We start from the raw sequence: 21,610 nt of genomic DNA on the forward strand, positions 1-21,610 counted from the left end.
AATTTTTGAATATCTTTGAATTTCATCCAAGGATTATCTCTTGAATTAAATAATTTTGCTGATTAATTTAAGATCAAATAAATTGTACGTTTTTTGATTTATGACGGAAGTTTAATATATGAAGTTATCCATTTAGCTAACAAATTAAAGTAATATTATTCTGCTTTTTTGATTACTTAAATCTAAAAATAAAGTACAACAGAGATTAAATCGTAGGAAGCAGGCAAGATGAGCTAGCATTTTGCCTCCGCCAGACCGAAGTCAAAGTTAGATCATGAACTATACTCATCTTATCCAAGAAGAAAGATATAAGATTCAAAACTTTTGTAAGTCTTTAATAAATCGTAGAACTTCTAACCTCTGCTCATTACTTAAAGTATGACTAACTTGTATTATTTCTGCCAATAAATCGTTTTCTACATAAAAATATGCTGTTGGTAAATCTAAAATTTCTGCAATCTTGGAAGCCATTAAAAAATCAGGAACATGTTTTCCACGTTCATACTGATTCATACGTGCACTAGCAGAAGATTCATCAATTCCAGCCAAGATCCCTAAGCGCTCTTGTGAAAGTTTTTTTGCTTTGCGCGCTATACGAAGACGTAAGGCAAAAACATTTAAATTATGTGTTGGCATTAAACATAAGCACCCACCTTAAAACTAAGATTTTCTTAGTTTCAACTTGAGTTATTACTAAGGATTCCTTAGTATTGTGAAATCAAGAAGTCTACCTTGCATTGCTCGATGGTAACTTTTGAACAAGCTTGCCAGATCTGCATTGATCTCAAGCGCCTATTTTTGATCCTCTACCAATTGTTACAGTTATGATTCTATATACAGTTCAACACTAAGGTCATCAACTCTCTTTTGCTTTAATTGTGCTTATCCATGTCAAAATATACTCTACCTTTTTATAGTGATTTTTTTCACATTTTACTGAATCATGAAATCATCGAATGGCGAGCGAATGACTTTATAAAGGCTATTTTTAATGATAGACAATTTGTTAAACCCTCTGAAAAGCAAAGTATTTATAGAGGATTAAATATACTAGTAAAATGCAATTTTCTTTTAACAGTGAGAGACGAGGATAACCGTAATATTTTTAGATACAGCGAAACCTCTTATTTAAAATCCTATCGAAATGTTGAGAAAGTAAAAAAGGTCAAAGATGCATTAATTGAGGAAAAAAAGAGTTTGGAAAATGTACTCGAACGACGTAAAACCGAGAAAGTTTTCATTGAAAATATCATTACTAAAAACCCAGATCTACAAAGTTTTTTTGACAAATATGAAAATGTTATATCTAAAGAGTTAAAGGAATTAGAAGACAAGAATAGTTTTATAGTGAATATTTTCAATGATATTGAAAATGATCAACTTGAATCATTCTAAAGAGGGAGAACTACAAGTTATAAATTGTGTGATTCACTGCTGCATAAACCCAACCAGAATTGGTTTGAATATATGTGAAGTCAGCAACCCACAAGAGATTAGGCTGATCTGGAGGGTGGAGGGTGTAAATAATAGTTATGCGTTTATTGTAATGTCACTTCATTTTTTATTTTTATTGAAATGACGATTTTATGATCAATTTTTTATCTAACTTAATATATCTTCCATTAATTTGATATTAGAATTTATTTTTTATATATTTTTCTCAATCTCATGTTTATGGGTAATGAAATATTTTTCTAGCGTCGCATCATTAGATAATAAAGTATTTAAGAATTCGATATTATTCTCTTTTTCCTCCAATTCTATCAATAAATCACTTTTTTTTTGACATAAAAATATCTTGAAGCTTCTGTTTTTTATAATGATTTCTTAAATCATTCAGTCTAGGTGTTTCTTTATAACGAAAGGATTTTTTTGAAGATGTAGTGGGATTCACTTCCAAATATTCAAAATTTAAAAGGATTTTTAGGCCTGAGTACATACGTCTTTTAGCAGTTTTTGGCATGTTTGGTCTAGATGTCAGCATTTTCTCCCAAAAATCTTTAGCTTGCCAATTATTGACTTCGTGATTTATGAATAAATCTAAAAAATCATCATACAGTGGTAAATGAGTATTTCTTGCCATAACTGAACAATTTTCACTTATTAAAAAGAGGATTATAGTCCGTGGATGTTTAATCCGTAAATGATGATAGTTCTGTTTTTTGAGCATTTAAATCAAATGACAGAATTAGCAAGTTTACTAGGTCAAAAAATACGTAAGGCTAGAAAAGAAAAAGGCCTTTCTCAAGAAAAGTTAGCCCTTATGTGTGGTTTAGATCGTAGTTATATGGGGCGGATAGAGAGAGGTGAGGTTAACATTACTGTGCTCAAGCTTTATGAAATATCAAAAGCTTTAGATATTCAAATCATTAATTTTTTTGAATAGAAATATATTTAGCTTGGTTTTAATAAAAATTATGTTTAAAAACAATATTTTGCAATGAAAATGGTAGTATTTGTTTAGGGGTTTTTAATTTTAGTAGGTGTTCTACTGCAAAAAAAACAATTGACATTGAGTAAAAAACGCCCCATTATCCTGATGTAACAGGTGTTGCATAGTCTACCTACTGTATTTAATTTGTGATGACAGGTGGCCGCCTGTCATCGAATTCAAAACCGATAACGTGACTAAACATTAGGAGTTAAGAACAAATGAAAGTATATCAGATCAATTATGACCTGCGTAAGCAACGTAACTATGAAGAGCTTTATAAAAAAATTAAAGCTTATGGAACTTGGCGAAGACCTTTAAAATCTTGCTGGCTAATTGTTTCTGCAACGGCAGCACAGATTCGGGATGACTTGAGCCAAGTCATGGACCATGATGATGGTCTGTTAGTAACTAGGCTGAATCCAGAAGCGGCTTGGCGAAAATTAGATGATGATAAAGATAAGGCTACAACGGACTGGCTAAAGAAATATATTGGTAATGCATCTTAATGGGATTGAGCCAAGGATGACTCACTTTCTTTCAGAGTAAATATTTATGTCAAAGTTAAATAGATTCGTAAAACTGAGTGACCTCGCAGAGATTCGCACAGGTTTTACATTCCGTGAAAAGGTTGAAGAAGTTGATTCTGGTAATGCGCACGTATTACAGATCAAAGATATTCGTCACATTGCAACGGATACCTGTGGTTATACGCTTTTTGCTGATGATTTACCGCAAATTGATTGGCAAGGTAAAGATAATGCCATCGTATCGCCTGACTCTGTATTGTTGCCCTGTCGTGGAGAGTATCTCAAAGCACATTATTTTGTAGGCCATCAAGATCAATCAAAAGCATTACCACTCATTGTGAGTAGTCAATTTTTGATTTTGATGCCAAATCAAAATGTACTACCTGAATACCTATGTTGGTACTTGAATCAACCTACTGTGCAACATGAGTTACGCCAAGAAAGTCAGGGCTCTAAGATGCCAATGCTAAGCGTATCAACGGTAAGCCAATTTGAGGTAGAAGTGCCAAGTTTGGATATTCAGCAACGCATAATTGAATTAAACCGTATTTGGGAGCAAGAGCAGATCTTGACCCAACAATTACTTAAAAATCGTGAACAAATGATGATGGGCATGTTTAAACAACTGCTCCAAGGAAACAAATAATGGTTACTCAAATTAATCAAGATACCGTCAATAAAGCCCTTTGGTCGGCATGTGATGTATTCCGTGGCACAGTGAGTGCAGATACCTATAAAGACTATATTTTGACAATGCTGTTCTTAAAGTACATCTCTGATGTATGGCAAGACCACTACGACAATTATAAAAATGAGTATGGTGATGAGCCTGAGCTCATTGAAGAGTTAATGAAAAACGAGCGTTTTGTACTGCCTCGTGAATCAAATTTCTATACTTTGCATGAGCGTCGCTTTGAGCCCGGTAATGGTGAACGTATTGATATGGCTTTACATGCACTTGAAGAAGCCAATGGGACAAAGCTGAAAGATGTAGGTAAAAGCGTTTTCCAAGATATTTCTTTTAACACGGATAAATTGGGCGAAGAAAAGCAAAAAAACACCATTTTAAAAGACCTTCTTGAAGTTTTTGCTGTTCCTGAATTGGATCTAAAGCCAAGCCGTGTAGGTTCACTTGATGTGATTGGCAACGGGTATGAGTTTTTGATTAAAAACTTTGCTGCAAGTGGTGGTCAAAAGGCCGGTGAATTTTATACGCCACCTGAAGTATCGGACTTAATTGCTGAGTTACTTGATCCACAGAAAGGCGACAGTATTTGTGACCCTGCATGTGGTTCTGGCTCACTGTTGATGAAGTGTGGTCGTAAGGTTGTCAGCAACCACAACAGCAAAGAATATGCGCTTTATGGGCAAGAAGCGATTGGTTCAACGTGGTCATTAGCCAAGATGAACATGTTTTTGCATGGCGAAGACAACCACAAAATTGAGTGGGGCGATACGATTCGCAATCCAAAATTATTGGATAAGAATGGCGACTTGATGCTGTTTGATATTGTGACTGCAAACCCACCATTCTCACTGGATAAATGGGGTTATGAGCAAGCTGAAAATGATAAGTTTGACCGTTTCCGTCGTGGTTTACCACCAAAAACCAAAGGTGATTATGCCTTTATCTTACACATGATTGAGACACTTAAACCTGTTACGGGTCGTATGGGTGTTGTGGTTCCACATGGTGTGTTATTCCGTGGCTCGTCTGAAGGGAAGATTCGTGAGAAGTTGATTAACGAAAACTTATTAGATGCTGTGATTGGTTTACCTGAAAAGCTGTTCTACGGTACGGGTATCCCTGCGGCAATTTTAATTTTCAAAAAGCAAAAGTCTGATGATTCTGTTTTGTTTATTGATGCAAGCCGTGAGTTTAAGTCAGGTAAAAATCAAAACAATTTAACTGAAGACAATATTGCCAAGATTATTGCAACCTATCGTGCTCGTGAAAGCGTAGATAAGTATGCGTATTTGGCGACTTTGCAGGAAGTGAAAGACAATGATTACAACCTAAACATTCCTCGTTATGTGGATACCTTTGAAGAAGAAGCCGAAATTGATTTGGTTGCTGTACGTGCTGAGCGTGAGCAGTTAAAGACTCAACTTGCTGAGCTTGAAGTGCAAATGGCGAAGTATCTAGAGGAGTTGGGTTATGGAGAGTAATACTATTCTTTATAAACCGCTGGGTGATGTCATTGAGCTTCTAACGGACTATCATGCTAATGGTGCTTATGAAAAGTTAAAAGAAAATGTGACATTATTGGATAAAGAGAATCATGCCGTCATGATTCGAACCACCAATTTTGAAGCAAATGATTTTACAAATAATCTTATCTACATAGATGAGCATGCTTATGAGTTCCTCAAAAAATCAAAAGTTTATGCTTCTGATTTAATCATGAACAAAATTGCTAATCCTGGCACAGTCTACTTTATGCCTGAAATTAGCAAGCCTGTTTCATTGGGAATGAATCTATTTTTGATTCGGGTAAATCCTAAAAAAGCTAATCCATATTTTATTTATGCTTATTTACGTAAAAATGAGCATTACGTCAAATCCTTTGCTAGTGGTTCGACAACAAAAACCATTACTAAGGATGATGTTAGACGCTTGAAAATTTTCATGCCTCCTTTACAGGAGCAGAATAAAATCGCTCAAATCCTTTCCACTTGGGATCAAGCGATTTCGGCTACTGAAAAAATGCTTGAAAATAGCCAACAGCAGAAAAAAGCATTGATGCAGCAACTGCTAACAGGTAAGAAGCGTTTGTTTGATGAAAATGGTGTCAGGTTTGTTGGTGAGTGGGAGAAAGTACATATCAAGGATTGTGCAGAATGTTTAGATAATAAGAGAGTGCCATTAAACTCAGAACAGCGCTCATCAATGTCAGGTACCATTCCATATTGGGGTGCAAATGGGATAGTTGATTACATATCTGATTTTATCTTTGATGAAACGATAGTATTGCTAGCGGAAGATGGTGGATATTTTGATGAATATCAAACAAGACCTATTTCTAATATTTCGTATGGTAAATGTTGGGTAAACAATCATGCTCACATTCTAAGAGCGAAGAAAAATAGCTTGAATGAATGGATTTATTATTGTTTGGTACATAAAAATATTTTAGCCTTTGTTAATGGTGGAACAAGAGCAAAACTGAACAAAAGTGACATGCTTATGATTCCTTTGCTTTTACCATCGCTACAAGAGCAGAAGAAAATAGTGTCGGTATTATCACTCGCCGATCAAGAAATTGAGAATTTGCAGAAAAAACTTGATTGCTTAAAGCAAGAGAAAAAAGCACTCATGCAACAACTTTTGACAGGTAAAAAACGTGTCAAGGTGGCTGCCTAATGATGCAAATAATGCCTAGCTACTACCGCATTATGGCGGGTGCGAAGTCTGTATTTGCTCAAGAGTTTCTAGAAGGCGGCTTTATTGCCGCCAACTGGAACATTGACCAAGACTTAACACATGACTTACCTGATGATTGGCGTGAGTTTAATCATCGTTTTATCCCTGTTTACCTTGATGCTTTACCTGATAAAACCAAAATTTCGGCCGGCTTAGCATGTGGCATGTTACATACCCTTTCTAAAGGGATTAAACAGGATGACATTATCCTTACACCTCGTGGGGATGGTCATTACTTAGTGGGTAAAGTCATTTCAGACTATTACTACGTGCCTTCTGGTGAGTTAAGCCATCGCAGAAAAGTTGAATGGTTTGAACAGACTTTACCTAGAGAACTGATGTCTCAGGAGTTAAAAAACTCATCAGCGGCAGGTACAGTTTGCAATCTAACCAAGTATGCAGCAGAGCTTAAAACGCTTATTGATGGTAAAGAAACGGTTGAGCATCTCGAGCCTGATGAAGTGCTCGAAGACCCAACAGCTTTTGCTTTAGAAAAGCATTTAGAGCATTTCTTGGTAGAGAATTGGTCTAAAACTGAGTTGGGTGCAACATACGACATTTATACCGAAGATGGTCAATTGGTCGGCCAACAGTATCCATCGGATACAGGTCCTATCGATATCTTGGCAATCAGTAAGGATAAGAAGACATTGCTTGTTGTTGAGCTAAAACGTGGTCGTGCAAGTGATCGTGTCGTGGGGCAAATCCAACGCTATATGGGCTATGTCAAAGATGATTTGGCTGAGGCAGATCAGCAAGTAAAAGGAGCCATCATTGCACTTGAAGATGACTTAAGAATTCGTCGTGCTTTGAGTGTGGCTCAGAATATTGAGTTTTATCGTTATCAGTTGAGTTTTAAACTTAGTAAGGTTGTTGAATAATCAACGTTTTATAAATACTTATTGAATAAGTTAAAGGGGGTATTATGTCTAATAAAGTATGGGAAGAGCGTCGTAAACAAGATTTACAACGTGATGATGATGTTCGTAATGAATGGGAACGAGATTATGCCCGTCTAATTCATTCTTCTGCATTTCGAAGACTCCAATCTAAAACACAGGTATTGGGTCTTGGAGAAAGTGATTTTTATCGAACTCGACTAACGCATTCTATGGAGGTTGCTCAGATTGGTGCTGGAATTGTTCGCTGGTTAAAGGAATCACGCCATAAAGATGATAAAGAAATTGTAGATGCTTTACCTAAACTTTCATTGATGAATGCTATCTGCTTGGCACATGATATTGGGCACCCACCATTTGGTCATGGCGGTGAAGTAGCCTTAAATATTTGCATGCGAGAACATGGTGGTTTTGAGGGTAATGGTCAAACCTTAAGAATTTTGTCTCGTTTAGACAAATACACTGATGGTTATGGCATGAATCCTACACGCCGACTAGCATTAGGTGTATTGAAATACCCAGTAAATTATTCCAATGTTTGTGGTGATAAAGCTTACGACACATTAAGTTCGCCCAAATGGTTATCTAAGGCTTCAAAGCAGCATCCACCAAAATGTTATTTAGATGAAGAAAAGGAAATTGTACAAGATTGGATATTAGCTCCTTTAACTGATTCAGAACGGGCAAGCTTTTTAGAGTGTAAAGAAGATCCTAAAACAGGACATTTAAAAACTCAACATCATGGTTTAGACACATCTATTATGGAATTGGCTGATGATATTTCTTACAGCCTACATGATTTTGAAGATGCCATCTCATTAGGAATGATTACGAAAGCAATTTGGGAAGCTCATACTGCTAATTCTGAAGAAATATTCACGGAATGTGGAATTAATTTATCAGAACTGACTCAAAAACTTTTTGCATTGGAAAGTTATGAGCGTAAAAAGGCAATTGGTAATTTAGTACATAAACTTATTACACATACCTATGTTAGTTCTTCAGATATAGAAAATGCAACGACACCATTAATTAAATGGAATGCTTATTTGGAAGATAAATTTGAGAAAATGCGTAAACATATTTTCGATTTAGTTAAAGATAAAGTAATTAAGAGTACGAATGTTCAACAACTTGAGTTTAAAGGACAGAAACTGGTTATTGAATTATTTGAAGCACTAGCATCAGATCCGTTGAGATTACTTCCGAGCACTACTGTTGCAAAGTATAAGCAAGTTGAAACCGAAACTGAGAAGCAAAGAGTAATTTGTGACTATATTTCGGGTATGACAGATGAATATGCGACTAGATTGTATGAAAAAATTTATTATCCACATAAGGGTTCTATTTTTGATCGACTTTAATTCGTTTAATCGTCAATTTAGGTAATGAGATAATATTAATGACCATGTTTTTACCGAAGTTTCAAGAAGAATTTAGTGCAAAACTTCCTGCTTTAACCTTATTGACTAACTTAGGATGGTCATTTTTATCTCCATCACAGGCACTCGCTGCCCGTGATGGAAAACAAGACCAAGTGGTATTACGTCAAATTTTACGTAAAGAGCTCTCTAAACGTACTTTTCCATTTGCGGGTCAAGAATATCCACTTTCAGCAAAGTCGGTAGACAACTTAATTGCTGAAATTTGTAGCCCTGCTTTGAATGAAGGGTTACTGACCGCCAACGAAAAAATGTATGACCATTTGTTCTACGGCATTCCTGTAACTGAATTTGTAAACGGGAAAAAAGTTAGCCCAACGATCCCGCTGATTGATTGGTATAACATCCATAACAATAACTTTTCATACACTGAAGAATTTGCTGTCACACGCTCAGGTGGAGTAGATACACGCAGACCCGATATCATTTGCTTTGTAAATGGTATTCCTTTAGGGGTAATTGAAGCAAAACGCCCTGATAGTCAGGCTAAAAAAGGTCCAACGATTAATGAAGGCATTTCTCAGACGCTTCGTAATCAGCGACCTGATGAAATTCCACATCTGTTTGCATATAGCCAACTACTACTTTCTATAAATGGACATGAAGGGCGTTACGGCACATGTAATACCCCTGCTAAGTTTTGGGCAGCGTGGCGAGAAGAAGATATTTCTAATGCAGAGATGTATGCGCTTAAAAATAAGAAATTAACTGTTTCACAAAAACAGAGCCTATTTTCTTATCGTCCAGTCGATGACTTAAATTGGTATGAAAACCTAATTGCAGGTGGAGACTTAGCTGTTACAGGTCAAGATCAACTGCTGATTAGTCTATTAAAGCCTGAACGACTACTCGAAATGGTTCGCCTATATACGCTTTTCGATAAGAAAGCAGGAAAAATTGTTGCCCGTTATCAGCAAATCTTTGGTATCAAACGCCTCATTGAGCGTATTAGTACGAAGAACAGCAAAGGTGGACGCGAAGGTGGTGTCATTTGGCATACAACGGGCTCAGGTAAATCTTTTACCATGGTCTTTCTTAGTAAAGCTTTGATCTTGCATGAGGCTTTAAAACAATGCCGTATCTTGGTTGTCACTGACCGTGTCGATTTAGAAGATCAACTGAGTAAAACCTTTGTATCAGGTGGTGAACTGGCAGGAAAAAAAGACAAGCAAAATGCCATGGCGACTTCAGGCAAACGCTTGGCTGAACAAATTGGTAAGGGTACAGAGCGAATCATGTTCTCTTTGATTCAGAAATTTAACTCTGCAACCAAACTTCCTGAATGTGTTAACACAAGTTCTGACTTCATTGTCTTGATTGATGAAGGGCATCGAAGCCAAGGTGGTGAAAACCATGTGCGTATGAAACTCGCACTGCCAAATGCGGCATTCGTGGCATTTACAGGTACGCCATTACTTAAAGATGAAAAGACCGTTAACAAGTTTGGTCCTATTGTTCATGCGTATACGATGCAAAGAGCGGTAGAAGATAAAACCGTAACGCCTTTGCTCTATGAAGAACGAATTCCTGATTTAGATGTCAATGAACGAGCGATTGATACGTGGTTTGAACGGATAACAGAAGGTTTAAATGATCAGCAAAAAGCAGATTTAAAACGTAAATTTGCGAGAAAAGGTGAAATTTATACTGCGGATGATCGTATTCGCCTGATTGCGTTAGATATTGCCAATCACTTTGTGAAAAATATTGATGATGGTTTAAAAGGACAGCTTGCTTGCGATAGCAAGGCTTCAGCGATTAAGTATAAAAAGTACTTGGATGAAGCAGGCTTGTTTGAGTCTGCTGTGGTGATGAGTCCACCTGATAGTCGTGAAGGAAATACTGATGTTGATGAATCGACTACCCCTGAAGTGACCCAATGGTGGAAAGACAATGTCGGCACTCAGGATGAGCAAACTTATACCAAACAAGTAATTGAGCGTTTTGAAAAAGATGATTCGCTTAAATTGCTGATAGTGGTGGATAAGCTCTTAACAGGTTTTGATGAACCTAAAAATGCTGTTCTTTATATTGATAAAAATTTAAAACAGCACAATCTGATCCAAGCAATTGCGCGTGTAAACCGACTTCATCCAATGAAAAAGTTTGGTTTATTGATTGACTATCGAGGTATTTTAAAAGAATTAGATTCCACAATTCTTGATTACCAAGATCTCGCTGCTCGTACCCAAGGTGGCTATGATATCAATGATCTTACAGGCTTGTATACGCAAATGAGCTCTGAATACAAACGTTTACCTCGTTTGTATAAAGCGCTATGGGCGATTTTTGATGGTGTAAAAAATAAAAATGATCCAGAGCAGTTGCGCCAAGTTTTAGTCCCACGCATTGAAGAACGTGAGGGTGAGTTAGTCGATATTCACTTAAAAGTTCGTGATGATTTTTATGAAGCACTTACAGAATTTGCCAGTTGTTTAAAAGTTGCATTGCAGTCAGCAACCTTCTTTGAAGATAAAAGCTTTTCTGATGCAGATCGTCAGCACTACAAAGAAACAGTCAAACTATTTACAAGCTTGCGTCAGATTGTGAAACGAGATGCTGGAGAGACTATTGACTATGATCAGTATGCTGAGCAAGTCAAAAAACTTCTTGATAAACATGTTGTGGGTATTGAGGTAAAAGACCCTGATGGAGTCTATGAAGTCGGCAAGATGGGCAAAGTGGCGCAACCTGAAGATTGGAGTGAAGAGAAAACACGTAACGAAACGGATATCATCAAAACTCGTGTAACGAAGATGATTGAACAGCAATTGCGTGATGATCCCTATGCTCAGGAGGCTTTCTCTAAGCTGTTACGTCAAGTCATTGAAGAAGCAGAGAAAGAGTTTGATCATCCATTGAAGCAACACATGCTGTTTAGAGAGTTTGAAGAACAAGTTGAGGCACGTCGTTTAGATGAAATCCCTGATGTGTTCAGTGATAATAAGCATGCTCAAGCTTATTATGGTGTATTTAAGAAACTATTACCTGAAGCATTCTCGATAACAGATCAACAGAATCAAGATAAGTGGATTCAACTCGCTTTTGAGGTTGATCGTTCTGTGATGAGTTCTGTAGCTGAAAACTCAATTAATCCACAAAATATTGAAGCAGATATCCGTAAAAAACTATTACCGCAGATGTTCCGTGAATGTAAATCCATTGGGAGTGGTATGGATCAAGCCAAAAAAATTGTGGAAATGATCGTACAAATTACTCGGGTCGGTTTAAATGGGCTCTAGGATGAATATGCTAGATGAGAAAAAGTTAAGCATCATTTATGGTGGTGAAGTTGTTGATTTTGAGGTGCTTGAAAGTCCTAGCCGTACTGAAAAGATACTGATTAAAGTCTATGCTGATTGTCGGGTAGTTGTATCGGCACCGTTAAATGCAGATGATAAAATAATCATTGAGGCTGTAAAGCAGCGTAGTCGTTGGATCTATAAACAATTACGAGAGTTCCGTGAGCAAAGTAGATTTATCACACCTCGCCAATATAAAAGTGGTGAAAGCCACTTTTATTTGGGTAAACAGTATCAATTAAAAGTGATTCATGATGATACCAAGCCAAAAGGTGTAAAACTTTTAAGAGGAAGATTGGAAGTAAACACCTTGGATATGAGTCTTGAAAGTATTAAATCTTATTTAAATGAATGGTATAGAACCCGAGCAAAAGTCATATTCGAAGCACGTTTGCAACATATTCTAGAACAAGCTTTATGGGTTGAAAATTACCCTGATATTCGTTTGATGACCATGCGAACACAGTGGGGAAATTGCTCCCCATCAGGTGTACTTACGCTCAATCCACATCTAGTTAAAGCGCCTACAATTTGCATTGATTATGTGATTCTGCATGAACTTTGTCATTTGGTTGAACATAATCATAGTGAGCGTTTCTACCAACTATTGAATCAAGTTATGCCTGATTGGGAGGTGGTGAAAGAGAGATTAGATAACATGGCTGTGAAGTTTTTTGAATAGACTTTTGCGTTGAACGACACATCAGTTGTCATTTTCATAAACGATTAATCAATACTTTAGTAAGCTTAACGACATTTCATGACACCTTTCAACGACATGACAGATGTCATTTTTCGCTGAAAACGACACAACCAGTGTCAATTTCTGAAAATGAGTTTTCAAGGTGTTGTTCTATTGCAGCCTATAACCACTATCTTAATTTTACCTTCCTTAGCTGGTTGACTATTTAGTACCAATATATCTTGTAGTTGGTGTGGGGTGGTTGGTTTGAGTTTACCTGATGTGGGTCTAGGATTTTAGACCACGCCTATAAGTGATAACCTACTCCAAAAACAAGCATGGGAAATGCTTGTTTTTGGAGTCAACGATGACACGAAGAAAACGTCGTAATCATTCAGCAGAGTTTAAAGTTAAAGTTGCTCTCGCAGCAATTAAAGGCGACCACACACTCGCTGAACTTTCTACTCAATTCGATTTAGATCAAAACCAAATAATTGATTGGCAAAATCAACTGCTTGAGCAATCAGTCAATATTTTTTCACGACCAACAGCACAACAAGAACCAGAGATTGACCTCAAAGCTCTACATGCCAAGATAGGACATCAGACATTGCAAATTGATTTTTTAGAAGGTGCGCTCAGAAAAATAGGGCAGCTGAGCGCCAAAAAATGATCGATAAGACCCATCAACTTTCGGTACGACAACAATCGCAATTGATTCAAATCAATCGCAGTACGTTGTATTACAAGCCCAAAGAGATTTCATCAACTGATTGGAGTTTGATGCGTCTGATCGATGAAATTCATCTCGAATACCCATTTATGGGCAGTCGAATGATACGAGATATGCTACAGCGTCAAGGACATCAAATAGGTCGGCGTAAAGTCCGACGTTTAATGCGCTTGATGGGAATACATGCCTTGTATCCAAAACCCAATACCAGTAAGCCTAATCTTGCACACCGTATTTTCCCATATCTTTTGAAAAACATGGTCATAGATCACTCTAATCAAGTCTGGTGTACAAATATCACGTACATTCCTATGGCTAAAGGCTTTGTCTATCTGTGTGCTGCAATTATAGATTGGCATAGTCGTAAAGTACTGGCTCATCGTGTATCAATCAGTATGAAAACAGACTTTTGCATAGATGCGTTGCAAGAAGCAATTGTGAAATATGGTTGTCCTGAGGTGTTTAATACAGACCAAGTAAGTCAATTCAAAAGCGAGGCATTTTTGAATGAGTTAAAATTGCGAAAAATCCGTATCAGTATGGATGGGAAAGGACGGTGGATAGATAATGTGATGATTGAGCGTTTATGGTGCAGCGTGAAGCATGAGGAAGTCTATTTGAAAGCATACGATACGATTAAACAAGCGAAACAATCAATTGCTGAATATTTGGATTTTTATAACATGATACGTCCTCATTCAAGTTTGAATAAGGCAACACCAAATGAATTTTATGATCAATATTTACTAAAAGTAATGGCAGCATAATTTAAATATTTAGAGCGGATTTATCACTTATAAAAGTGAATTGAGTGGTCTAAGTAACGGAACTATATTACTTTCTGTCAAATAGGTTGCATGAATTATGAATACCGGTAAAGAAGCCGCATACAAAGCCGAACATAATTAGAAGCATTAAAATGTGGACTGCCACCAGTTGACTTTAACTAATGTAGCGATTTCATTTCATCAAATTATACACTTAAATATTTTTTAAGGTATTGTGTTAGATAAGAAAAATGGTTTTTTTAGATAGTTAAATTACTAAGGAGTATTTGAGGATGGTATTTATTGCTAGCTTAGTGATGGGGATGTTCATAATAGCTTTTTTTAGTATAATTTTTTATCTGATCAAACCAGCTACCTTCATGTTTACTCTCAAGAGACAATCAGTTGGTCGACTGCAGATTATTGGTTATTGGATTCTTTATCTATTTGCACTGCTTGTATTAATAGGCTTGTTCCAATCAGAAGGTGATTCAAGTTCCAGCCTATTAGGTTTTTTTTTAGGAATGACAATTCAAATCTTATTATGTATTTATAGTTCTAAAGAAAAAAATAATATAAAAGTTATAAGAAAGGTTGTACCGCCAAACTTACCAGTAATCTATCCATCTAGCCTTTCAGAACTATGTTCAATAAATAGAAGTGAAGAACAATTCACAAAGCTTACTTCTCCAAACGATATTCCTATTGAAACAGAGTCTACATCAGTACTTCTAGCTCAGACAGCTAATCAATCCGAATGGAAAATTGTGTCTTCTACATCTGAAGTTGTTGATTATGAACATATCTTTATTACTCAACAAAAACAGTTGGAGTCTTCTGTCCAAGGGGGCTCTCAACAAGAGGAAGTGTTAAAAAAAAGAGAAACATTTGAAGAAAGACAAAGATTAATCTCTGCACTGAAGACGGTTTTATTATTAAAACAACGGAAAGTATTTGAAGAAAGACAAAGATTAATCTCTACATTGAAAATAGATTTGTTATTGTTAAAACAGCAGAAATTATTTGAAGAAAAACAAAGTTTAATCTCTACATTGAAGTTAGCTTTATTATGTTTAACACAGCAGAGAGCATTTGAAGCAACGCAAAGATTGCAATTAATACAGACTAATACCCCAGTTCAAGATTTACTTAAGGAACACAAAACTTCTTTGGAGGTTGAATCATATCAAAAGAACTTCGAATCAGAACAAAATATCTCACAGTCAGACTCAAGTCAGATTGGAGATGAAGAAAATTTTGTGACATTCCAATTAGAACCTAAAAATGATTTCAATGAAACAATCATCTCACTTATTCCCAAAGTATCTCATTCGATTATTTCTTCCCATGAGCCTGAGCAATCTTCAAAGAATTTAGAGTCAAATGCTAGCGTAAGCCAGCCAGAATTAAATCAGATTGGAGATGAAGAAAATTTTGTGACATTCCAATTAGAATCTGAAAATCATATAAATGAAAAAATCATACCATCTGCACCAGAGATATATCAGCAAATAGATCCAGTATGGGTTTCTTCAGACAAGAATGTCGAAATAAATGGATTCACTATACATGGTGGAATGTTTTATCTAGGAACTAAAAGGCAATACATTTCTTTCAACACTGAACCTTCTTTTATTGATGTATCATTATCAATTTCAAGTCGTAAAGTAGATATAGCCGAACGTTTAATAGGATATTGGCCTAGTTATACTCATATCTCTCCTAAAGCAAGGCGTGCATATTTGGATTGGTTGGCAGGTGGACGATCTAATCCAATAGCTGATATTGGTTATGTTTTTCTATTTTTTTATGGGTTAGAACGACGTGCTCTAGTAGATGCACAAACAGATTTACAAGCTAAACAAGAAATACCCGATATTATTAAGGAAGTAACCAGGTTATTATCCATCTATGGAAGTAATGGTTCATTTAAAGGTTATGCTTTAAGATTTATAGATTATGTGTCTTTTGATACGGTTGTTGCACAAAGCTATTTGAAACAACCTTCTGAAATATTGAATACTCCATATGAACTTCCATTAAGTTATCGTATAGCATTAGGACAACTGGTAGTTGATAAATATCCATTACCGGTAGATTGGGCACTTGCTTGGGTTTTAATAGACCGTAATATTAGTAAACGAACACCAGTAACACGTTGTGCTGATTATTTTGCAGCTTTATTCAAACAAAACTATCAGGCTACTTATGGTAATGGTTTTGTACTTTCTCCCAATCGCACTAAGCTTAAGCTTACCTATTTCCCCGCATCATCTGCTATTTCAAGAAACTTATCAAAAAATATCGATGATCTTCCTGATGTATCTGCAGTATCAAAGCATATTAAAAAGTTACAGGCATTAGTTGATCAGACTACAGAACAGTTAGAACCTTATAGTCGTTATCTTGGGCGAAATCCAGATTCTGTGAGTACATCTGATGTTATTTTGTTTTTACCAATAAATCTTTGGCCTGAAAAGTTAATAGCTGTGATTGAAGAGTTTAAGGAAAAAACCTCGCAGAATCCATTAGCTATTGAGTTGAAAACCTTTTTGATGAAGTTGGGCTGTAATGTGCTGTTATCTCGTAATCAATTTGTTGAACTGGTACGTAACCTAGAAAATATAGGATTAGGGATTGAGCCCGATATATTTATTGGGTCAAAAGCACTAAAGCCCGATGAGTTGATAGTATTGTTTAAAATAAGAAATACCAATGTTAATTTTAGGACTGAACCAGCTTATCATGTGGCGAATGTAACTTTGGACTTGGCAAGTGCTGTGGCTTTAGCCGATGGAAAGATTTCTGAAATAGAGCTTGAATTACTAAAGCGTATAATAGAATCTTGGGTGCATTTAAGTCCTGAGCAACACGAGCGTTTAAAAGCATTTTTACAACTTAAGATTAAACAACCTAGTTCTTTGATGAGTTTAAAGAAAAAATTAGAATTATTATCAGGTGAAAATAGAAGATCTATAGCTCAAATTCTGGTTCAATTGGCTCAAGTGGATGGGGTGGTTGAACCTGCTGAAGTGAAACTTTTGGAGCGAATCTATGTGGTTCTACAATTAGAGAAACAACAAGTTTATAAAGATTTGCATGTTTCATCTACGAACATACAACTTCAGCCAACGAGAAATGTTTTTACTACATCTGATAATGCAACCAAATTCAAATTGGATGTTGAACGTATTGCTAGTCTACAAAAAGAAACTGCACTTGTTTCTAATTTGTTGGCAAATGTTTTTGTAGATGAAGCAATACAAGCAGAGACAGAGATAGCAATTGAGTCAGAAGTTGATGAACAACAGAATAATCATAGTTTATTAGGATTAGATATTGATCATTCAGCATTCCTACATCGATTGATCACCCGTCCTCAGTGGAGTCGAGATGAATTATTAAATTTAGCAGCTGATTTTGATTTGATGTTAGATGGAGCCCTTGAAAATATTAATGAGTCAGCACTTGATAATCTGGGTGAACAGATTATTGAGGGGGATGATCTTTTAGAAGTTAACCAGAGTTTATTAGAGAAAATAGAAATATGAGTACGATAAAAGCAAAAGATAGAGATGCTGTTATCCAATCACTACGTGCAGGAGTTGTACCTCGGATAGGGCAACATCTTATTCAAGTTGGTCGTGTGAAGGAAATTGAAGCTCTTATTCAAAACATTGATCGTATTGCTGAGGGTGGAGCGACATTTAAGGTTGTTATTGGTGAATATGGTGCAGGGAAAACCTTTTTTCTAAATCTTATTCGAGCAATAGGCATGGAAAAAAAGTTAGTCACTATGCATGCAGATTTAAATCCAGACAGAAGGCTTTATGCTTCAGGAGGTCAAGCACGCTCTTTATATGCTGAACTAACTAAGAATATGTCCACACGAACAAAACCTGATGGTGGAGCATTGCAAGGGATTGTTGAGAAGTTTATTGCTCAGGCTAAATCAGAAGCTAAGTCTTCCGGAAGGACTAATGAAGAAGTTATTCATGCACATCTTGTTGAATTAACAGAAATGGTTAATGGTTATGATTTTGCAGAAGTAATTGCAGCATATTGCAAAGGTTTTGACGAGGGAAATGAACAACTCAAAGCTGATGCAATACGTTGGTTGCGTGGAGAGTTTTCCACTAAAACTGATGCTAGAGCAGCATTAGGCGTACGAACAATTGTTGATGATGCATCAATATATGATCAAATTAAATTACTTTCCCGTTTTGTTCGCTTAGCTGGATACAGTGGTTTACTAGTTTGTCTTGATGAGTTGGTTAATTTGTACAAGCTTTCAAATACACAGGCACGTAATGCGAATTATGAGCAGATCTTACGAATCCTCAATGATTCATTACAAGGTACTGTAGAGGGGTTAGGCTTTATTTTAGGTGGAACCCCAGAATTCCTATTAGATACACGTCGTGGGCTTTACAGTTATGCTGCTTTGCAATCTCGTCTTGCAGAAAACTCCTTTGTACGTTCAGGCTTAGTTGATTATTCTGGACCAGTTTTAAGGTTATCCAGTCTTACTCCTGAAGATTTATATGTGCTGATGCAAAAGATTCGTCATGTATATGCATTGGGTGATCAACAAAAATATGGTTTACCAGACGAAGCTATTCCTGCATTTATGGCTCATTGTGCCACTCGTCTAGGAGATGCTTATTTCCGCACTCCTCGGACAACCATTACTGCCTTTATTAACTTGTTGTCTGTTCTTGAGCAAAACCCCGGAATTGATTGGAAAGAGCTTATAGGTGAGTTACAAATTGAGGTAGACCATGGCGGAGTTTTTGAACATGCTGTAGAGGGTGATGATGAATTTGCCAGCTTCCAACTATGAACAATCTGGATTTGAATTACTTGATAGACGTATCCAACAATGGATTTGGTCAGAAGGTTGGTCAAGTCTAAGAGATGCTCAAAACCAAGCAATTCCAGCATTGATTAGTGCTAATCAGGATGTGATTATTGCTGCTGCTACAGCCTCTGGTAAAACAGAGGCTGCTTTCTTTCCAATTTTAACGCACTTGTTGAATGAAGATAATAATAAAGGAGTGGTACTGTATATCAGTCCATTGAAAGCTCTTATTAATGATCAATGGGATCGCCTTTCAGACCTTTGTGAAACATTGGATATACCAGTTATTGGCTGGCATGGAGACATCGCGCAATCCAAGAAGCAAAAATTTTTGAAAAAACCCCATGGAATATTATTGATCACTCCTGAATCTCTAGAGGCCTTATTTGTTAATCGTGGAACTTCTGTTGCAGGTCTTTTTACTAATCTAAAATATATAGTAGTAGATGAATTGCATGCCTTCATAGGTGTGGAAAGGGGAAAGCAACTTCAAGCATTAATGCACAGAGCTGAATTAGCTTCACAGAAAGTTGTGTCACGAGTAGGGTTGTCAGCAACTCTCGGTGACATGAGTTTGGCGGCTGAATTTCTTAGGAATAAGAACCCTGAAAGAGTCAAAATTATTGTATCAAGAAATCAGGGTCAGACACTCAAAGTTCTTGTCAAAGGTTATATCAATACCGTGTCTGTAAATGAAAAAGATGATTCTAAATCCTCAATAGATGCATCATTTCAAATAGGTTCTACACAAGCTATCGCTAAACATCTTTATGCCTCATTAAGAAATACAAGTAATTTGATTTTCCCAAACTCACGTCAAGAAGTAGAAAAATACTCTGATTATCTTCGTCATTTGTGTGAATTAGATAAAACTCCGAATGTTTTTTGGCCTCATCACGGCAATTTATCAAAGGAAATAAGAGAGGAAACCGAAAAAGCTTTAAAAGACAAGTCACGTCCAGCAACAGCGATTTGCACTACCACTCTTGAGTTGGGTATTGATATTGGTGCAGTCCAAAGCATTGCTCAAATTGGCTCTCCACCTTCAGTTGCGAGTCTTCGTCAGCGGCTAGGTCGCTCGGGTAGAAGAAAAGGTGAAGCTGCTATATTAAGAAATTATTGTATTGAGCCTGAAATTACAGATAAGTCTGGTTTTTCTGATTGTATTCATGAAGGGTTATTACAAACTATAGCGATGATTGTTCTTTTGATAGAAAATTGGTTTGAGCCTCCTCAAGCTAAAGGGCTTCACGCTTCAACACTAGTTCAGCAAATACTGTCAGTCATCGCTGAAAAGGGTGGTGCGAGTGCTAATGATTTATGGAGTATTTTGGTTGAAACTGGACCCTTCTCAAATATAGAAAAGCATGATTTTATAATATTGCTTCGATATTTAGGTCAAAAAAAGCTGATCACTCAAGAAAGCTCTGGACTATTGTTGCATGGTGAATTAGGAGAAAAGTTAGTAAATCACTATGAGTTTTACAGTGCTTTTATTTCCAATGAAGAATATCGAATAGAGTCCAACGGAAAGTCCCTTGGTTCGATTTCACTTAAAAATCCGTTGACTCCTAATATGGGGTTAATTTTTGCAGGACGTAGGTGGCGTGTACTAGAAATTAATTCAGAAGCCAAAATAATAATGGTGATGCCGGACAAAGGGGGAGCTATTCCTTATTTTGAAAACACTGGTACAGCTATGGTACATAGTAGAATTCGACAAAGGATGAAAGAAATACTCTTACATAGTCAAGAGATTCCATTTTTGGATGCCACAGCACAAAAAATGCTGGCAGAAGCTAGGGAATATTTTCGAGTATCTAATTTAGAGAATACCTTTATAAGGGAAATGGGTGGAAGTACTCTTCTGTTTACATGGCAAGGGGATAGGGTGAATAATACGCTAGTATTGATGCTAGGATCATTAGGGCTAGATGCTTCAAATGAAGGTGTACATATCTGCATTTCAAATTCAAAAAAATCTATACTACATGCTACTGTCAAGAAATTACTTTCTAACGGGATTATAACGCCTGCTCAATTATTGAAAGAGGTTAAAAACCTTGAAAGCGAAAAGTGGGATTGGGCACTTCCGAAGACTGTTCTTGATAAATCTTATGCCTCGGTTGCTTTGGAAATTGAGTTGGCTATGGATTTTCTAGTAAAAGTTTTAGAGGAAACTAATATTAATAAAGTATGCAATTAAATTTCTATAGCTATCTATATTTAGAATTTGGGTAGTTATTTAGCTAAGGGAGAGGTGGTCCCACTTGTTTGAACAACTAAAAGCGTATTTATAAGTGATATTCCGCTCTAGTTAAGCCACCTTGTTTTGTTGGGGTAGCTGATCATAGTAAAACTCATTTGGTGTCATTTTGTCTAGACTCGAATGAGGTCGTTTCAAATTATAAAACTCAAAATATGCACTTATAGTCAAATCATTATAAAACCAATACAATGGTGCAATGAGTTATTCAGAACATTTTAGACGTAAAATTTTAGCTAAGCTTGAGGAAGGTTATTCTATTCGAGCGGTAGC

General features: G+C 36.4%; 16 protein-coding genes and 1 pseudogene. 15 read left to right on the forward strand and 2 right to left on the reverse strand.

Annotation, left to right across the window (positions count from 1 at the left end; all coding sequences use genetic code 11):
• Nucleotides 1-315: 315 nt before the first annotated feature.
• Nucleotides 316-636, reverse strand: coding sequence for a helix-turn-helix domain-containing protein (locus tag WFH18_RS12790; protein ID WP_176538074.1), 321 nt, complete (start codon nt 634-636; stop codon nt 316-318).
• Nucleotides 637-888: 252 nt separating this feature from the next.
• On the opposite strand from WFH18_RS12790, the gene WFH18_RS12795 reads away from it, so the two are divergent.
• Complete coding sequence (locus tag WFH18_RS12795; RefSeq protein WP_178905429.1) at nt 889-1,395, forward strand: hypothetical protein; 507 nt, start codon at nt 889-891, stop codon at nt 1,393-1,395.
• Between the two features lie 376 nt (nt 1,396-1,771).
• On the opposite strand, the gene WFH18_RS12800 is transcribed toward WFH18_RS12795, so the two are convergent.
• A complete protein-coding gene (locus tag WFH18_RS12800; protein WP_228740302.1) occupies nt 1,772-2,083 on the reverse strand; it encodes a hypothetical protein in 312 nt (103 codons plus the stop codon).
• Between the two features lie 96 nt (nt 2,084-2,179).
• Here WFH18_RS12800 and WFH18_RS12805 point away from each other — a divergent pair, with 96 nt between their 5' ends.
• The 14 genes and pseudogenes from WFH18_RS12805 to WFH18_RS12870 all read left to right on the forward strand — a co-directional run.
• Nucleotides 2,180-2,386: a helix-turn-helix domain-containing protein gene (locus tag WFH18_RS12805; RefSeq protein ID WP_168542752.1), complete on the forward strand. Its 207-nt coding sequence runs from the start codon at nt 2,180-2,182 to the stop codon at nt 2,384-2,386.
• A gap of 266 nt (nt 2,387-2,652) precedes the next feature.
• Nucleotides 2,653-2,940: a hypothetical protein gene (locus WFH18_RS12810; protein WP_336754979.1), complete on the forward strand. Its 288-nt coding sequence runs from the start codon at nt 2,653-2,655 to the stop codon at nt 2,938-2,940.
• 46 nt (nt 2,941-2,986) lie between these two features.
• Complete coding sequence (locus tag WFH18_RS12815) at nt 2,987-3,607, forward strand: restriction endonuclease subunit S (RefSeq protein WP_221260626.1); 621 nt, start codon at nt 2,987-2,989, stop codon at nt 3,605-3,607.
• Nucleotides 3,607-5,130 (forward strand): type I restriction-modification system subunit M, encoded by a 1,524-nt coding sequence (locus WFH18_RS12820; RefSeq protein ID WP_336754980.1) that lies wholly within the window; start codon nt 3,607-3,609, stop codon nt 5,128-5,130. The genes WFH18_RS12815 and WFH18_RS12820 overlap by 1 nt, the downstream gene beginning before the upstream one ends.
• Nucleotides 5,120-6,325 carry a restriction endonuclease subunit S gene (locus tag WFH18_RS12825; RefSeq protein ID WP_336754981.1) on the forward strand — a complete coding sequence of 402 codons (1,206 nt, stop codon included), beginning with the start codon at nt 5,120-5,122 and terminating at the stop codon, nt 6,323-6,325. The genes WFH18_RS12820 and WFH18_RS12825 overlap by 11 nt, the downstream gene beginning before the upstream one ends.
• Nucleotides 6,325-7,266: an endonuclease NucS domain-containing protein gene (locus WFH18_RS12830; RefSeq protein ID WP_336754983.1), complete on the forward strand. Its 942-nt coding sequence runs from the start codon at nt 6,325-6,327 to the stop codon at nt 7,264-7,266. Before WFH18_RS12825 ends, WFH18_RS12830 begins: the two co-directional genes overlap by 1 nt.
• 44 nt (nt 7,267-7,310) lie before the next feature.
• A complete protein-coding gene (locus WFH18_RS12835) occupies nt 7,311-8,648 on the forward strand; it encodes an anti-phage deoxyguanosine triphosphatase (protein WP_336754984.1) in 1,338 nt (445 codons plus the stop codon).
• Between the two features lie 38 nt (nt 8,649-8,686).
• Nucleotides 8,687-11,968 (forward strand): type I restriction endonuclease subunit R, encoded by a 3,282-nt coding sequence (locus tag WFH18_RS12840; RefSeq protein ID WP_336754985.1) that lies wholly within the window; start codon nt 8,687-8,689, stop codon nt 11,966-11,968.
• A gap of 1 nt (nt 11,969) precedes the next feature.
• Nucleotides 11,970-12,710, forward strand: a complete 741-nt coding sequence (locus WFH18_RS12845; RefSeq protein ID WP_336754987.1) for a M48 family metallopeptidase — start codon at nt 11,970-11,972, stop codon at nt 12,708-12,710.
• A 367-nt stretch (nt 12,711-13,077) separates the two neighbouring features.
• Nucleotides 13,078-14,210 (forward strand): IS3 family transposase gene (locus WFH18_RS12850; protein WP_336754989.1). Its coding sequence is split into 2 segments (ribosomal slippage): nt 13,078-13,330 and nt 13,330-14,210, totalling 1,134 coding nucleotides; the frame shifts between segments, so codons are not numbered across the junction.
• A gap of 293 nt (nt 14,211-14,503) precedes the next feature.
• Nucleotides 14,504-17,761: a tellurite resistance TerB family protein gene (locus WFH18_RS12855; RefSeq protein ID WP_336754990.1), complete on the forward strand. Its 3,258-nt coding sequence runs from the start codon at nt 14,504-14,506 to the stop codon at nt 17,759-17,761.
• Nucleotides 17,758-19,053 (forward strand): ATP-binding protein, encoded by a 1,296-nt coding sequence (locus WFH18_RS12860; protein ID WP_221260596.1) that lies wholly within the window; start codon nt 17,758-17,760, stop codon nt 19,051-19,053. Before WFH18_RS12855 ends, WFH18_RS12860 begins: the two co-directional genes overlap by 4 nt.
• The gene (locus tag WFH18_RS12865) at nt 19,025-21,277 is read left to right on the forward strand and encodes a DEAD/DEAH box helicase (RefSeq protein ID WP_267581543.1); all 2,253 of its coding nucleotides are present in this window, start codon (nt 19,025-19,027) and stop codon (nt 21,275-21,277) included. The genes WFH18_RS12860 and WFH18_RS12865 overlap by 29 nt, the downstream gene beginning before the upstream one ends.
• A 259-nt stretch (nt 21,278-21,536) precedes the next feature.
• Nucleotides 21,537-21,610: pseudogene (locus WFH18_RS12870) on the forward strand (IS630 transposase-related protein); the annotation flags it as partial.

The sequence above is a fragment of the Acinetobacter sp. USHLN143 genome, assembly GCF_037145695.1.
In the GTDB taxonomy this organism is placed as follows: domain Bacteria; phylum Pseudomonadota; class Gammaproteobacteria; order Pseudomonadales; family Moraxellaceae; genus Acinetobacter; species Acinetobacter fasciculus.

Coding starts and splice junctions, on each gene's coding strand:
- WFH18_RS12790 (WP_176538074.1), bottom strand. CDS start 636: ATGCCAACACATAATTTAAATGTTTTTGCCTTACGTCTTCGTATAGCG.
- WFH18_RS12795 (WP_178905429.1), top strand. CDS start 889: ATGTCAAAATATACTCTACCTTTTTATAGTGATTTTTTTCACATTTTA.
- WFH18_RS12800 (WP_228740302.1), bottom strand. CDS start 2,083: ATGGCAAGAAATACTCATTTACCACTGTATGATGATTTTTTAGATTTA.
- WFH18_RS12805 (WP_168542752.1), top strand. CDS start 2,180: ATGACAGAATTAGCAAGTTTACTAGGTCAAAAAATACGTAAGGCTAGA.
- WFH18_RS12810 (WP_336754979.1), top strand. CDS start 2,653: ATGAAAGTATATCAGATCAATTATGACCTGCGTAAGCAACGTAACTAT.
- WFH18_RS12815 (WP_221260626.1), top strand. CDS start 2,987: ATGTCAAAGTTAAATAGATTCGTAAAACTGAGTGACCTCGCAGAGATT.
- WFH18_RS12820 (WP_336754980.1), top strand. CDS start 3,607: ATGGTTACTCAAATTAATCAAGATACCGTCAATAAAGCCCTTTGGTCG.
- WFH18_RS12825 (WP_336754981.1), top strand. CDS start 5,120: ATGGAGAGTAATACTATTCTTTATAAACCGCTGGGTGATGTCATTGAG.
- WFH18_RS12830 (WP_336754983.1), top strand. CDS start 6,325: ATGATGCAAATAATGCCTAGCTACTACCGCATTATGGCGGGTGCGAAG.
- WFH18_RS12835 (WP_336754984.1), top strand. CDS start 7,311: ATGTCTAATAAAGTATGGGAAGAGCGTCGTAAACAAGATTTACAACGT.
- WFH18_RS12840 (WP_336754985.1), top strand. CDS start 8,687: ATGACCATGTTTTTACCGAAGTTTCAAGAAGAATTTAGTGCAAAACTT.
- WFH18_RS12845 (WP_336754987.1), top strand. CDS start 11,970: ATGAATATGCTAGATGAGAAAAAGTTAAGCATCATTTATGGTGGTGAA.
- WFH18_RS12855 (WP_336754990.1), top strand. CDS start 14,504: ATGGTATTTATTGCTAGCTTAGTGATGGGGATGTTCATAATAGCTTTT.
- WFH18_RS12860 (WP_221260596.1), top strand. CDS start 17,758: ATGAGTACGATAAAAGCAAAAGATAGAGATGCTGTTATCCAATCACTA.
- WFH18_RS12865 (WP_267581543.1), top strand. CDS start 19,025: ATGATGAATTTGCCAGCTTCCAACTATGAACAATCTGGATTTGAATTA.